The sequence below is a fragment of the Xenorhabdus sp. PR6a genome (assembly GCF_028599065.1).
GTDB lineage: Bacteria > Pseudomonadota > Gammaproteobacteria > Enterobacterales > Enterobacteriaceae > Xenorhabdus > Xenorhabdus doucetiae.
Genome location: NZ_JAQRFJ010000022.1, coordinates 1 through 16,088, shown reverse-complemented (window position 1 = coordinate 16,088; position 16,088 = coordinate 1). Strand labels below are relative to the sequence as shown.

Below are 16,088 nucleotides of genomic sequence, written 5' to 3'. Positions count from 1 at the left end.
TTGCTTCCTCACATGGCCATTTTGTAAATTGGCCATACTTTTTTCTGTTCCACTGTTTTTGATTTTATACCCTGTAAAGCTCGCAAGAAGAAAGCAGCTTGTTATCTCCCCCGCGACGCGAGCAGATAACAGAGGCTTCTTGAGGTGCAACGAGTATCGACGTGTCAGTACCATTGACTTATTTAAAGGAAATGACAATGAAATTAGAAACTTTATCTATTCATGCAGGTTATTCACCCGATCCCACGACCAAAGCCGTGGCTGTCCCTATTTACCAGACTACCTCCTACGCTTTCGATGATTCCCAGCATGGTGCTGACCTGTTTGATTTAAAAGTGGAAGGTAATATTTATTCCCGCATCATGAACCCAACCAATGAGGTGTTGGAAAAACGTCTCACCGCTCTGGAAGGTGGTATTGGCGCGCTGGCCGTGGCTTCTGGTATGGCGGCGATCACCTACGCCATACAAACCATTGCTGCTGTCGGGGATAATATCGTCTCCGTGGCAAAACTGTATGGCGGAACATATAACTTGATGGCGCACAGTTTTCCCGCACTGGGGATTGAAACCCGTTTTGTTGATCATGACGATCTCGCTGCTGTTGATGCGCTGATCGACCAGAAAACCAAAGCTGTCTACTGCGAATCCATCACTAACCCCAGCGGAAATATTGTCGATATCCAGGCACTGGCTGAAATTGCCCATCGACACGGCATTCCGCTGATTGTTGATAATACCGTCGCAACGCCCTATTTATGCCGCCCGTTTGAACATGGCGCTGATATTGTTATCCATTCCCTGACCAAATATATTGGCGGGCATGGCACCTCGATTGGCGGGATGATTGTCGATTCAGGCAAATTCCCCTGGGCGGCGCATCAGGCGCGCTTTGCGATTTTAAACAAGCCAGATCCTTCGTATCACGGCATCATCTATAGCGAACATTTTGGGGCGGCGGCCTTTATCGCACGCTGCCGTGTCGGGCCGTTGCGCAGCACCGGTGCCGCTTTGTCACCGTTTAATGCCTTTTTGATCTTACAGGGGCTGGAGACACTGGCGCTACGCATGGAGCGCCATGCTGAAAATGCGCTGAAAATCGCCCAATATCTGGAAAAACACCCTCAAGTCTCCTGGGTTAACTATGCGGGGTTACCTGCCCATCCTGAATATGATTTGGCTGTCCGTTATCTTGGAGGCAAGCCAGCATCAATTCTCTCTTTTGGCATTAAAGGCGGGGAACAAGCCGGTATCCGTTTTATTGATGCTCTGCAACTGATTGTGCGGTTGGTCAATATTGGGGATGCCAAATCGCTCGCTTGTCATCCGGCATCAACCACCCATCGTCAGCTCAATGATAACGAACTGGCAAAAGCGGGGGTTTCACGCGATTTGGTTCGCCTGTCCATTGGCATCGAGCATAGCGATGATATTATTGCCGACCTTGCGCAAGCGCTGGAGGCGGCAAAGGCGCAAGCATTTTGAGGGTCACCCAAGCACAACTTGCCTACTTTGATTAAAAAATCACCTTGCAATGTAGCCACAATATAATTGTAGATACATAAATAAACACAGGTTCAACAATGTTGAACCTGTGTTTCATTACCTGCCTTATTGATTTTTAATTAACATTTGCGTAAGATGCCATCAAGCAAACGACTTGACTATCAACTTCCGATCTGTCAACGATATTGTGGCTATCAATATCAAACCCAACATATCCGTTCTTTTCATCGCTCGCGGGATTCCTGTCATCATACGCCAACATAGCACGTTTGGGGTTTATTTCAGGGGTACCGGTCGCATTACCTATCAGACCCCAATCCATTATATTGGGAAATTCTTCAAGTAGCGTGGTGCCATATTTGACATTGTGGATAGGCGTTGTATTAGGTGCTTGCCAGGATAGTGGCCATAAATCCGTGACCTTCACTGATTGAGTCGGTAAATAACCGTCAGGCGGAAGATTAAGATCTTGAGGATTCCTCCGTCCCTGATGATCACATGACTCTGTTTGCGGGCGTATCATACCGTCTGTAAATACCGCAAAATAGCGCAAGGGTTTTATGGTATAAGTGTATGCACGCATTGCTCCAGTCTGTTTGTTAGTCACAATCGCCCTGAGCTGTGTCGGGATGGTACTTGACCTAAAATCAATCGTACCCTGCCCATTTGGGCCTATTACTGAATTATATTGGCTAACTGACTGACCTGAGACGATTTTATAGTCACCCTCTTCAAGGTTAAAATCAACAATAAGAGGCGTATCTCTATCAATGCGCAGCTCTCCCTGCAAAGAGGGGAAAAGGTTATAAGGCCCATTCTCATCGCTATTGTAGAATTTATCGACTAAAGGAGTATTGCCGGAAATGTTATCGCTATTGTAAATATACAACCCCGCTGGCTGATCTACCGGCACAAAATTCACGGCAGTGTCGGCTGTCTGTTCCTGTTTTCCACTTTCCGTCACAAACTCCAGCTTAGCCTTAACGTTGTTAAGACCGACAGAACTGCTTAACGTTGTGGTTAAGTACCCCTGATCATTCGTGGTTAAGGTTGTATTGGCGAAAACCAGCTTACCTTCTTTTTGCAACTGACCGTAGTCAAACTTGTTGTAATTAACGACGTTCCACATCACCTTATCGTGGTTAAAGGTCAGATGGGGTATGGGATTACCACTGGCAGCATCCGTCACTTGTGCCATATAGATATAAGCCCGTTTGCCGTCGCCATTGAGCACGTGATCAGGCGATTTAACTATCACCTCACCAATCTTAATATCACCCACGAAAGTGACGGGTTTATCAACATAAGTTATGGTGTTACCGCCATCCATTGATGCCCAGACTTTAATATCTGCTGCCGGCCTGGTACTACTTAAGGTCGCAAACAATCGGCCATCATTATTCGTCGTGTCCTGCACTGATGACCACTCAACCCCATTCGGCAAGGTCTCTGGATACCACTTAATATCCACTTTCTGGTTTCTCAGTGGTTTACCCTGCGCATTTTTTACCTCTGCCACAAAGGTATAACCGCTATCTCCGGCGAGAAGTGGCCCTTCGACAAATGGCTTAATCGATTGAATGTTAAAGTCAGAAATCAGTCCACTAAAGCCAATATCCCCAATGTGTTTTTTGGGCATTCCCGGCATTTCCAGAAAAACTTTAACATCTTTCAGTGGCTGGGAGCTGCTTACTGTCGCCTGCAATTGTCCTTTCGCATTGGTTTTACTGGTTTTTTCCCAATCCAGGCTCACGTCATCATCTTGCGGCTCAAGAGACCAGATGACATTCTCAAACTCAGTATCGCGGATAAGATCGGTATCGGCTGCACCATGGGAGAGCGTGGCCAGTAATTGATAACTTTCCTTGCCATCATTAGCTGTGGAAATGATTTTTTCAGCATTAAACTGTTTTACATCCAAAGGCTGTACGGTCACACTCAAAATAGTCGGCTTGGTTAACTTACCACTATTGTCTTCCGCAATGACGTTGATCATATGCGTATTCTGGCCGGCCGGCACGTAGTTAGGCAATACCAGCGCCATCATCTCATTACCGCCAACACCAGAAATACTGCCACCATTTTTGGTAAACGCCTCATCTGCCTGCCAAATGATACGCTTGACACGTGATTTGAGGTTAGCCGTCACGGGAACTGGGGTTGGCCATTTTTGCAAGCTATAACCCACGATCGTGCTTTGCGGCAGTATTAATTGCAATTCGTCTGGCTTCTTCCGTTGATCCAGCACAATATGGTTGTTTCTTTCCACCAGGTCATAGCGGCTGCCCGCCAGTGTACGCATGGAAGCCACACTATCCGGCGAGAACTGCGTACCAAAAGGGACGCCAAACCGATAATTCAGGTTGGCCTGAAACAGCGTTTCACTGTGTCCGCTGCCGCCATATTTGTAATCCACGCCCATAGTGAGGAGCGGAACAGGCGTATAATTCAGGCCAACCCTGCCCAAACTGGGATTTTTTTGTCTGCTGTCACGATTGAATAACGCAACGTTATCACCAATGTATTGTTCAAAGCCTAATTTACCACCCAAATTCGGGTAAACAGGTAAATAGAATTCTCCGCTAAAATCATAACCGTTGGCCGGACGCTCTTCCCAATCCTGTTCTTCCAGTGACTGACGCCATTTAGTCAGACGCCAGTAGGAGTTAGCAGAGAGTTTGACATAATCGGTCCAGGCTTCAGCCCCGACGCCGAGGCGCTGATTTTTGCCGGTGACATCATGGTCAAAGAAGGTGTTCAGCCCATACATCCAACGGGGCGTAAAATAACGCCCGCCCAGGCCAACGTTTAAGGTATGGCGGCTATCTTTATGGCGGTAACCAAACTGAGAGAAGGCCAGCCAGTCGGTTTTATTATCGTAGAGTGGAAACAGCATATCCAGCGAACCATTATCCCATTTCCCTTTTCGATCCAGAGCAAAGTTTATCTTGGCTGTCCCAAACTGGGCTAACCATTTCTGGGTTTCGCTGGATATTACGCCATTGAGTTTTCCCAGCGCGTAGGAGGTCGCGTAGTATTTAGCCTGTTCGGCCAGCTCCGAAGGTGAAGACGCTAATGCCTGAGCCACCGTCTGAATATTTTGTGCAATTAAACCAGCGGTTTCATCTCCCCTCTTATCTAATGGATTTTCACTTGCCACTTTCTGCGTTTGATGTTCAATATTTTTTTCACCTATAGCCAATGCATTCAATGATATAAGTGGCAAAAACAGAGAACTTATATAAGGTAAAAATCGAATGAACTTATTACCAATATATGAACTCATATATAGTACCTCATGGAATATTTGATGTCCCAATACGCAATAAGAATAAAAAATGAATCTTTTTGTGTACTTAAGATACATTAGGAGAGTTATTTACAATATGCGTAATGAAATATTGTTATTGGCTGATAAGGAAAAGTTATCACCTGAATAATAAAAAACAGGCTCAATGATTTTGAGCCTGTTTTTATCACCTTGTCCTATGGCTTATGAATTGAACAGACAGAGAAGTATTGCGTTTGATGGCATTTTTTCATTCTCACTAATGACCGTATTATTCGATATATCAAAACTAATCAAAGCATTTGGGTTCACAGTCTCAGGTGAGTCATTAATCACCTTGATAATGGGTGTGTAAGTTGGGGTGCCAGTCCCATTCTTCTGCCAATGATAGCCGGCAGTGACCAAACTAATTAATTCCCACTGCGTGATATCGGGGTATTCGTCCAATAATGTTTGACCGCTACCTGTCCGCATCACCTGCGACAACATCACTGGGCTATACGTATTGCCTGCTGTATCTTTCGCCGTATTATCCTCACAGTTATCCAGGCTAATATCGAGGCGATTAATGAAACCGCTGGTGACAGCGCTGTTGTTGTGATTTGTCATATTGATAAAAACACGCTGAGGTTTTAGGGTATAAGTGTAGATTGATGTTTCTCCATTTTTGCCAGTCACCGTCGTTTCGAGCGTTGTCGGCTCCTTGACTGAATGATATCCAGTCATCAACCGGTACTTATTGGCATTGGTGATAGTGGCGGCCTTTCCGGTTACCACTCTGCTGACTGCGGTTTCATTGCGAGGATCAAAAAGACCTGTATTGAACTCATTTCGCAGCTCTGCCACTGCTGAGTCGGGGATATTATACGGCCCATTCTCAGTATCCTGATAAAAACGGTGGAGTGTTGTTCCAGGCTCCGGTATCTTTGTCGTTCTTGTTTTATATTCGGCATTCCAATAATCGTAAACAAACAAGCCGGCAGGCTGCGGTATTGATGTAAATTTCACGACCGTATTAGCCTCCGATTCCTGTTTGCCCGTTTCGGTCACAAGCGCCAGTCTGGCCAGAACATCGTCAAGCCCCACCGAACTGCTTAATGTCGCGGTCAAGTAACCCTGCTCATCCGTGGTCAGGCTTGGGTCACCGAAAGCCAGCTTACCCTCCTTGATTAACTGGCCATAGTCAAACTTGCCGCCGGCGTGAACCGCCTGCCAGATAACCTTATCGCGGTCAAAGGTCAGGCCGGGCATGGCATTACCACTGGCTGCATCGGTCACTTTTACCCGGTAAGTATAAGCCTGTTCGCCGTCGCTATTAACCTTCGGAGTGGTCGAAGTGATTTCGACCCCACCAATCTTAACGGCAGCAGAAACGTTTATTGATATCAACGGTACAAAAAGAAAACTGAGATAAGTCAAAAATCGAATGACCTTATTATTCCTATAAGCGTCCATATAAAATTCCTCATGTAATATTTTATATTCCAATGCCTGAGAAAGAATAAATATTTATCTTTGCAGACACTTGACACACATTAAATGACTTATTGCCAACAAAGTAATGAAATATTGTTATTGGCTGATAAGGAAAAACTATCATCTTAATAATAAAAAACAGGCTCAATGACTTTGGGCCTGTTTTTATGACCTTACTCTGTTGGATTGAACTCGCAGAGAAGCATCGCGTTTTGGGGTATTTCATCACCATCAAATTTTGTATTACTCGATATATCAAACCCAATCAATTTTCCCCGGTTTTTAGAATCGCGTATGTCATCAATCACCTTGATAATGGGTGTGCGAGTTGGGGCGACAGTCCCATTCTCCTGCCAATGATGGCCGCCAGTGACCGAACGAATCAACCCCCACTGCGTGATATCAAGGTATTCGTCCAATAATGTTTGACCGCGGCCTGTTCGCATCACATCCGACAACATCGCTGATCTATATGTATTACCTGCTGTATCTTTCGCCGTATTATCCTCACAGTTATCCTGGTTAATATCGTGGCGATTAATAAAACCGCTGGTGACTGCGCTGTTGTTGCGATTTGTCATATCGATAAAAACACGCTGAGGGTTTAGGGTATAAGTGTAATTTATTGATCCGCCATTAATATTGTGAGTCACCGTCATCTCGAGTGTTGTCGGCTCTATGACTGGATTCTTATATCTGCTCCCCACCCAGTATTTATTGCCATATCCGCTGGGAGCGGCGGCCTTTCCGGTTACGACTTTCGTCACTGCGGTTTCAGTGCGAGGATCAAAAAGACCTGTATTGGGATCATTCCGCAGCTCTGCCACTGCTGAGTCGGGGATATTATACGGCCCATGCTCATTACTCTGATAAAAACGATGGAGTGTTGTCACTGGCTCCGGTTTATGTGTATCTCTCGTGTCATAGGTGGAATTCCAATAACTGTAAACAAACAAGCCAGCTGGCAGCGTTGGCGTTGTAAATTTCACAGCCATGTCAGTCTTCGATTCCTGTTTGCCCGTTTCGGTCACAAGCGCCAGTCTGGCCTGAACATCGTCAAGCCCCACCGAACTGCTTAATGTTGCGGTCAAGTAACCCTGCTCATCCGTGGTCAGGCTTGGGTTACCAAAAGCCAGCTTACCCTCCTGGATTAACTGACCATAGTCAAACCTGCCGCCGGCGTGAGCCACCTGCCAGATAACCTTATCGCGGTCAAAGGTCAGGCCGGGCATGGCATTACCACTGGCTGCATCGGTCACTTTTACCCGGTAAGTATGGGTTTGTTTGCCGTCGCCATTAACTTCCGGAGTGGCCGAGGTGATTTCAACCCCGCCAATCTTAACGGCAGCAGAAACGTCCATTGATATCAACGGTACAAAAAGAAAACTGAGATAAGGCAAAAATCGAATAACCTTATTATTTCTATAAGCGTCCATATAAAATTCCTCATGTAATATTTTATATTCCAATACCCGGGAAAGAATAAATATTTATCTTTGCAGGCACTTGACACACATTCAATGACTTATTACCAACAAAGTAATGAAATATTGTTATTGGCTGATAAGGAAAAGTTATCACCTGAATAATAAAAAACAGCCTCAATGATTTTGAGCCTGTTTTTATCACCTTGTCCTATGGTCTATGAATTGAACCGACAGAGGAGCATCGCGTTTGGTGGCATTGTTTCATTCTCACCAAGTACTGTATTACTCGATATATCAAACCCAATCATCTTGCCCAGATATCCTGAATTTTTTCTGTCATCAATCACCTTGACAATGGGTTTACGAGTTGGGGTGCCATATCCATTCTCATCCCAATTATGGCCAGCAGTGACCAAACGAATTAATCCCCACTGCGCGATATCAGGATATTCGTCCAATAGTGTTTGATCGCTGCCTGTTTGCAGGCCTGTTCGCATCACATCCGACAACATCACTGGGCTATACGTATTGCCTCCTGTATCTTTCGCTGTATTATCCTGACAGTTATCCAGACTAATAACGTGACGATCAATAAAACTGTAGAGGACTGCGCTGTTGTTGCGATTTGTCATATTGATAAAAACACGCTGAGGGTTTAGGGTATAAGTGTAACTTGTTGATCCGCCATTAATATTGTGAGTCACCGTCATCTCGAGCGTTGTCGGCTCCATGACTGGATTCTTATATCTGCTCCCCACCCAGTATTTATTGCCAAATCCGCTGGGAGCGGCGGCCTTTCCGGTTACGACTCTCGTCACTGCGGTTTCAGTGCGAGGATTAAAAAGACCTGTATTCGGCTCAACCCGCAGCTCTGCCACTGCTGAGTCTGGGATATTATACGGCCCATTCTCAGTATCCTGATAAAAACGATGGAGTGTTTTCATTGGCTCCGGTTTATGTGTATCTCTCGTGTCATAGGCGGAATCCCAATAACTGTAAACAAACAAGCCAGCCGGCAGCGTTGGCGTTGTAAATTTCACAGCCATGTCAGTCTTCGATTCCTGTTTGCCCGTTTCGGTCACAAGCGCCAGTCTGGCCTGAACATCGTCAAGCCCCACCGAACTGCTTAATGTTGCGGTCAAGTAACCCTGCTCATCCGTGGTCAGGCTTGGGTTACCAAAAGCCAGCTTACCCTCCTTGATTAACTGACCATAGTCAAACCTGCCGCCGGCGTGAACCGCCTGCCAGATAACCTTATCGCGGTCAAAGGTCAGGCCGGGCATGGCATTACCACTGGCTGCATCGGTCACTTTTACCCGGTAAGTATGGGTTTGTTTGCCGTCGCCATTAACCTCCGGAGTGGCCGAGGTGATTTCAACCCCGCCAATCTTAACGGCAGCAGAAACGTCCATTGATATCAACGGTACAAAAAGAAAACTGAGATAAGGCAAAAATCGAATAACCTTATTATTTCTATAAGCGTCCATATAAAATCCCTCATGTAATATTTTATATTCCAATGCCTGAGAAAGAATAAATATTTATCTTTGCAGGCACTTGACACACATTCAATGACTTATTACCAGCAAGGTAATGAAATATTATTATTGGCTGATAAAGAAAAGTTATCACCTGAATAATAAAAAACAGCCTCAATGATTTTGATCCTGTTTTTATCACCTTATCCTATGGTCTATGAATTGAACAGACAGAGGAGCATCGCGTCTGGTGGCATTTTTTCATTCTCACCAAGTATTGTATTACTCGATATATCAAACCCAATCATGTCGCCCAGATTTTCTAAATTTCTTTGATCCTGAATCACCTTGATAATGGGTGTGCGAGTTGGGGTGCCATACCCATTCTCATCCCAATTATGGCCGGCAGTGACTGAACTAATTAAGTGCCACTGCGTGATATCGAGGTATTCGTCCAATAGTGTTTGATCGCTGCCTGTTTGCAGGCCTGTTCGCATCACCTGCGACAACATCACTGGGCTATACGTATTGCCTCCTGTGTCTTTCGCTGTATTATCCTCACAGTTATCCAGACTAATGACGTGACGATTAATGAAACTGTAGAGGACTGCGCTGTTGTTGCGATTTGTCATATCGATAAAAACACGCTGAGGGTTTAGGGTATAAGTGTAACCTGTTGATCCGCCATTAATATTGTGAGTCACCGTCATCTCGAGTGTTGTCGGCTCTATGACTGGATTCTTATATCTGCTCCCCACCCAGTATTTATTGCCATATCCGCTGGGAGCGGCGGCCTTTCCGGTTACGACTCTCGTCACTGCGGTTTCAGTGCGAGGATCAAAAAGACCTGTATTCGGCTCAACCCGCAGCTCTGCCACTGCTGAGTCTGGGATATTATACGGCCCCTGCTCAGTATTCCTATAAAAACGATGGAGTGTTTTCACTGGCTCCGGTTTATGTGTATCTCTCGTGTCATAGGTGGAATTCCAATAACTGTAAACAAACAAGCCAGCCGGCAGCGTTGGCGTTGTAAATTTCACAGCCGTATTAGCCTTCGATTCCTGTTTGCCCGTTTCGGTCACAAGCGCCAGTCTGGCCTGAACATCGTCAAGCCCCACCGAACTGCTTAATGTTGCGGTCAAGTAACCCTGCTCATCCGTGGTCAGGCTTGGGTTACCAAAAGCCAGCTTACCCTCCTTGATTAACTGGCCATAGTCAAACTTGCCGCCGGCGTGAACCGCCTGCCAGATAACCTTATCGCGGTCAAAGGTCAGGCCGGGCATGGCATTACCACTGGCTGCATCGGTCACTTTTACCCGGTAGGCGTGAACCTGTTTGCCGTCGCCATTAACCTCCGGAGTGGCCGAGGTGATTTCAACCCCGCCAATCTTAACGGCAGCAGAAACGTTCATTGATATCAACGGTACAAAAAGAAAACTGAGATAAGGCAAAAATCGAATAACCTTATTATTTCTATAAGCGTCCATATAAAATTCCTCATGTAATATTTTATATTCCAATACCCTGGCAAACATAAATATTTATCGTTGCGGGCACTTCGGACACGTTAGCTGACTTATTGCCAACAGGATAATGAAATATTGTTATTGGCTGATAAGGAAAAGTTATCACCTGAATAATAAAAAAACAGGCTCAATTATGAGCCTGTTTTTTTAGTTTAATATTATTTAGTTAACCGGCAGAGGAATGCATCTTGTACCTTATTAATATCCCCAACCTTACCATCATCATATACACTAGTCTGACCATTATCAAGATCAAGGCTATAAACACCGACAGCACCTGTTACGCTACCAAGCACCCTCACATTTGTCGCTCCCTCCATGATTGTCCATTTTGATAAATCGGGATACTGACTCACTAACGTGGCCGGATTAACACCAGGAGCACTCCATACATCCGATAACAGTGGGTCTATTAAAGAAGCCCCCCCCCGATTTACATCATTACAGTAGTTCCACGGCGAGGGGGTGGTTGACGATAAATTATAAACTTCGCGCAAATTCACAAAAATTTGCGCAGGCTTCATCGTATAAGTGTAGAGACGTTTTGCTCCTGTATCATTGTTAATCACAGTCATATTGAGATTTGTAGGATCTAGTGTCATAAATGGACTATTGGTAGCGTTGGGAGCAGGAATAGCAACAAACTGGAATTGCTCGTTCGTTGTCTTTATCACATCCTGAGTATTCTTCTGTCCTGCCGGAAGTGCCGCCGTAGCGGTTTCCTTTTGTGCATCAAACAGACTCGTTCTATTCCCAACATCCCATAGCTCTGCAAGCATCTGGTCCAGGATAATATCAGGTTGCCCCTGACCATGTAGCTGCGGTTTTGCTTGACCGTTCCGATCGAAAACACGTATTCCCACAACCTGAGTCTTATCCGTATTAGGTAGTGGCTTAAAGTTCTTTGCCTGCTTAGGTTGTGCCGAAACAGTCCGTGGAACCAGATTGCTACCTGATTTCGGCGTAAGCGTCAGAGTGGGCAGCACATCATCAAGACCAACTAAACTGGTTAATGTTGCCGTTAACGTTCCCTTCGTTCCCGTGCTAGTGGTAATGCTATTCGTCCCGTTGAATTTAAGCTCATTACCGACCAACTTCTCATAGTGATACGGTCTATTGGTTCCGCTACCGCTATCCTTCACGCCCCACGTTATCTCATAGTCGTTAGCCAGATTCAGATCATCCACGGCCGTATTATTGCCACCTGTCGTCACTATAGTCTGATACTGATAGCCACTACTTCCGTTGCCATCGAGATCGCCTGTAGGCGGATTCACCACTGTAATATCGTCCAAATTAATATCACCGATGAAACTCACCGCCTGAGATTCCACGGAAGCACCGTTCATTGTCACTTTGACTTTCACGTTGTCTGCGGCTTTGCTACTGGTTAAGGTCGCAAATAAATACCCTTTCTCATTCGTCTTGTACTGCCCAGTTTGACTTGACGACAACTGCATGCCTGTCTTATCCGTCGTGTCGATATCCCATTGAATCTTAGTGGGATCGATGGACTGGTTTTTCAACGGCTGCTTTGACTTATCGGTGAGATATACCTGAAAAGTATAACCTTTCCCTCCGGCTAACACCTTCCCGTCGACTAACGACGTGACAGATTCAACACTAACTTCACCCAAGAAAGCCATAGGATTCTGATTGAAGGAGACTTTTTGTTCAGGCCCATAGACTGACGCAGCGACGTTAATATCCTGTGCCTCTTTAGTACTGCTTAAGACCGCCGTCAATTCGCCGTTCGCCCCCGTCGTCTCATTCACTGACCACGTCACGCCAGCGGGTAAGTCCTTCTGCTCAGGATACCACTGAATATCCACTTTCTGGCCTGCTGGCAGTGGCTTACTCGTCTTATTGTCGTAGGCCACTACTGTAAAGGTATAACTATTATCTTTACCGCCGAGCATAATTGGCGATGGCAGTGACGACGTCATATTCTTAAGTATCATGGCAGGCTCGAAAGCTACAGCGCCAAAGGAAGTACTGTTCTTACCATTATCCACTGACACACTGACGTTAATATCGCTGAGTGTTGGCAAGGTACTGGTTAAGGTCGCCGTCAAGTTCCCGTCTGTACTCGTCGTGTCATTCACGGCTGACCACGTCATGCCATCCGGCAAGTCTTTCTGTTCAGGAAGCCACTTAACATCCACTTTCTGGTTTGGCAGTTTCTGACCCAGCTTATCTTTGACTACTGCTGTAAAGGTATAACTCTCGCCAACGAAAAGTGGTGATTTTTGTGACGAGGTGACCGAGTCAACTTCAGGATCTTTGGCTTTAACCGCATCCACGAAAGTCACGGGTATATCAATGGATTTTTTGGTCTTGCCACCATCCACTGACACATCGGTAAGCGCAAAATTTGCCACCTTGCTACTGATTAAGGTCGCAAACACTTGCCCCAGATCATCCGTCGTATTTTTCACGGGTAACCATTGAACGCCATCCGGTAACTGCTCTGGATAAAACTTAATATCCACAGGTTGGTTTTGCAGTGGCTTATTCTTCTTATCCGTGATCACGGTCGTGAAGGTATAACCACTATTTCCGGTGAAAAACAGCCCTTGTACTGGTGGCTTGACAGAAGCAACCTGCATCTCGCCAGCATTAATGTTATTTATGAACGTTATGGGGTTATCAACATAGGTTATGGTCTGACCACCATCGATTGATACACCGACTTTAATATCTTTTGCCGGCTTGGTACTGGTCAGGGTTGCAAACAGTTGCCCCTGATCATTCGTCGTATCCTGCGTTGATGACAAAATCACGCCATCCGGCAAGGACGAGGCCACAGGGTACCACTTAACATCCACTTTCTGGTTTTTCAGGGGTTCACCCTGCTTATTGGTGACCAATGCGGTAAAGATATAACCACTATTTCCGGTGAACAATGACCCTCGTACCGGCGACTTGACAGACTGGACGTTAAAGTCAGACAGGAGACGGCCAAAGCTCACATCACCAAGATGTTTTTTAGCCATGCCCGGCAGTTCCAGGAAAACGTTGATATCTTTCAGTGGCTGGGCACTGCTGATAGTGGCCTGCAATTGTCCATTATCATTGGTTTTACTGGGGTTTTCCCACACCAGACTCACACCGTTATTTTGCGGTTCAAAAGACCATATGGCATCCTTAAACAGGGCATTGCGGATAGGATCGGTTCCGGCGGCACCCTGTACAAGTGTGGCCAGTAATCTATAACTCTCCTTGCCATCAGCCGAGGCGGGGATAGTTTCAGTCTTAAACTGTTTTATATCTAAAGGTTGTACGGTCACATTCAACATAACGGGCTTGGTCAACTTACCGTTATTGTCTTCCGCAAGGATATTGACTGCATGAGTATTCTGCCCATTCGGCACATAATGAGGTAATAACAGTTCCATCTGCTTATTATCGCTGGTAATGCTGCCGCCATTTTGGGTAAATGGCTCATCGGCCTGCCAGATGATGCGCTTGATGCGTGATTCTATGTTCGCCGCCACAGGGATTGGGGTTGGCCAGTGTTGCTGGCTATAACCTACGATAGTGCCTTGCGGCAGTGTCAATTGCAGTTCTTTTTCTACTTCTTTCTTCCGGTGATCCAGCACAATATGATTGTTTCTTTCGACTAAATCATAGCGGCTGCCTGCCAGTGTCCGTGCGGAGGCCACGCTATCTGGCGAGAACTGCGCACCAAACGGGACGCCAAATCGATAATTCAGGTTGGCCTGGAACAGGGTTTCACTGCGTCCGCTACCGCCATATTTGTAATCCACCCCCATGGTGAGGAGCGGAACCGGCGTATAATTCAGGCCGACCCTGCCAAGACTGGGGTCTTTCTGTTTGCTGTCACGGTTGAACAGCACAACATTGTCACCATAGTATTGTTCAAAGCCTAATTTACCGCCCAAATTCGGGTAAGCGGGTAAATAGAATTCACCGAGAAGATCAAAACCGCTGGCTGGGCGCTCTTCCCAATCATGAGCATCCTGTGACTGACGCCACTTACTCAGACGCCAGTAGGTATTCGTGGAAAGTTTGACATAATCGGTCCAGGCTTCGCCCCCTACACCGAGGCGCTGGTTTTTACCGGTGATATCATGGTCAAAGAAGGTGTTCAGCCCGTACATCCAATCCGGGGTAAAATAACGCCCACCCAAACCGACGTTTAAGGTATGGCGGCTGTCTTTATGACGGTAACCAAACTGAGAGAAAGTCAGCCAGTCAGCTTTATTGTCGTAGAGCGGAAGCAACAGATCCAGTGAGCCATTATCCAGCTTGCCTTTTCGGTCGAGGGCAAAGTTAATTTTGGCTGTCCCAAACTGGGATAACCATTTCTGGGTTTCGCCGGATAGCACGCCATTGATTTTTCCCAGCGCGTAGGACGTCGCGTAGGATTTAGCCTGTTCGGTCAACTCCGAAGGTGAAGACGATAATACCTGAGCCACCGTCTGAATATTTTGCGCAATGAAGCCGGCGGTTTCATCGGCTCTATTATTTTCTCCCCGATTGTCTGATTTATTTAACCATTTTTCATTTGCCACGTTCTGCGTTTTCTGTTCCGTGTTCTTTTCACCTATAGCCAAAGTATTGATAGCTACAAATGGCAAAAACAGAGAACCGATATAAGGTAAAAATCGAATGAACTTCTTACCAATATATGGACTCATATATAGCACCTCATAGAATATTTGATGTCCCAACTTTCAATAAGAATAAAAATTAATACTTTTGTGCACTTAAGTTACATTAGGTGATTTATTTGTAATGCGCTTAATGAAATATTGTTATTAGCTGATAAGAAAAAGTTATCGCTTCTTCCATAAAAAAACAGGCTCAATGATTTTGAGCCTGTTTTTTGTTATTTTATCCTATTTAACAATATTCAAATGTGTTGGTTCCTGAGAGAATTATGGTTCCAGTGTTTCCACCTTTACTGAACAAAGTTCATGTCGTCTGTAGCTGTCACGTTTAAGGTGGATTGGGTAATTTCAGTCCTTCAGGCAACGGAAGATTCGTACCTTTATCTATCAGTTTTGCCTTAAAGGTAAGACGTTGAATACCATCGGCGAAAATTGCCGTTCTTTCCATTGGGAAAGATTCAACTTTAATGTCATACTCGAACATCATAACATTATGTGAGGGGATTTTGGTCTTGCCATCATCCAGGGAGATTTCGACTCTGAACGCATCGGTTACCTGCTTGGTACTGCTTAAGGTCGCAAACAATTGCCCCTGCTCATCCGTTTTGTCTGTCACTGATGACCACTTCACGCCATCCGGCAAGGTCTCTGGATACCATTTAATATTCACAAACTGGTTTTTCAGTGGGTGACCCTGCTTATCACTGATCACAACCGTAATGGTATAACCCTTATCTCCAACGGAAGTTG

8 protein-coding genes are annotated in these 16,088 nt (G+C 45.6%); 1 reads left to right on the top strand and 7 read right to left on the bottom strand.

Going from position 1 to position 16,088, the window contains the following annotated elements; genetic code table 11:
• Window positions 1–197 precede the first annotated feature (197 nt).
• Window positions 198–1,484 carry a bifunctional O-acetylhomoserine aminocarboxypropyltransferase/cysteine synthase gene (locus tag PSI15_RS08110; protein WP_273583083.1) on the top strand — a complete coding sequence of 429 codons (1,287 nt, stop codon included), beginning with the start codon at window positions 198–200 and terminating at the stop codon, window positions 1,482–1,484.
• 136 nt (window positions 1,485–1,620) lie between these two features.
• Here PSI15_RS08110 and PSI15_RS08105 read toward each other — a convergent pair whose 3' ends face one another.
• The 7 genes from PSI15_RS08105 to PSI15_RS08075 form a co-directional block, all read right to left on the bottom strand.
• Window positions 1,621–4,791: an inverse autotransporter beta domain-containing protein gene (locus PSI15_RS08105; protein WP_273583082.1), complete on the bottom strand. Its 3,171-nt coding sequence runs from the start codon at window positions 4,789–4,791 to the stop codon at window positions 1,621–1,623.
• A 207-nt stretch (window positions 4,792–4,998) separates the two neighbouring features.
• Window positions 4,999–6,249: an Ig-like domain-containing protein gene (locus PSI15_RS08100; protein ID WP_273583081.1), complete on the bottom strand. Its 1,251-nt coding sequence runs from the start codon at window positions 6,247–6,249 to the stop codon at window positions 4,999–5,001.
• A gap of 194 nt (window positions 6,250–6,443) precedes the next feature.
• Window positions 6,444–7,706 carry an Ig-like domain-containing protein gene (locus PSI15_RS08095; RefSeq protein WP_273583080.1) on the bottom strand — a complete coding sequence of 421 codons (1,263 nt, stop codon included), beginning with the start codon at window positions 7,704–7,706 and terminating at the stop codon, window positions 6,444–6,446.
• A 206-nt stretch (window positions 7,707–7,912) separates the two neighbouring features.
• Window positions 7,913–9,184, bottom strand: coding sequence for an Ig-like domain-containing protein (locus tag PSI15_RS08090; RefSeq protein WP_273583079.1), 1,272 nt, complete (start codon window positions 9,182–9,184; stop codon window positions 7,913–7,915).
• Between the two features lie 206 nt (window positions 9,185–9,390).
• Window positions 9,391–10,662 carry an Ig-like domain-containing protein gene (locus PSI15_RS08085; RefSeq protein WP_273583078.1) on the bottom strand — a complete coding sequence of 424 codons (1,272 nt, stop codon included), beginning with the start codon at window positions 10,660–10,662 and terminating at the stop codon, window positions 9,391–9,393.
• Window positions 10,663–10,859: 197 nt separating this feature from the next.
• Window positions 10,860–15,365 carry an inverse autotransporter beta domain-containing protein gene (locus PSI15_RS08080; RefSeq protein WP_273583077.1) on the bottom strand — a complete coding sequence of 1,502 codons (4,506 nt, stop codon included), beginning with the start codon at window positions 15,363–15,365 and terminating at the stop codon, window positions 10,860–10,862.
• Between the two features lie 301 nt (window positions 15,366–15,666).
• Window positions 15,667–16,088: Ig-like domain-containing protein (locus PSI15_RS08075; protein ID WP_273583076.1), on the bottom strand; the 422-nt coding region annotated here is incomplete at its 5' end.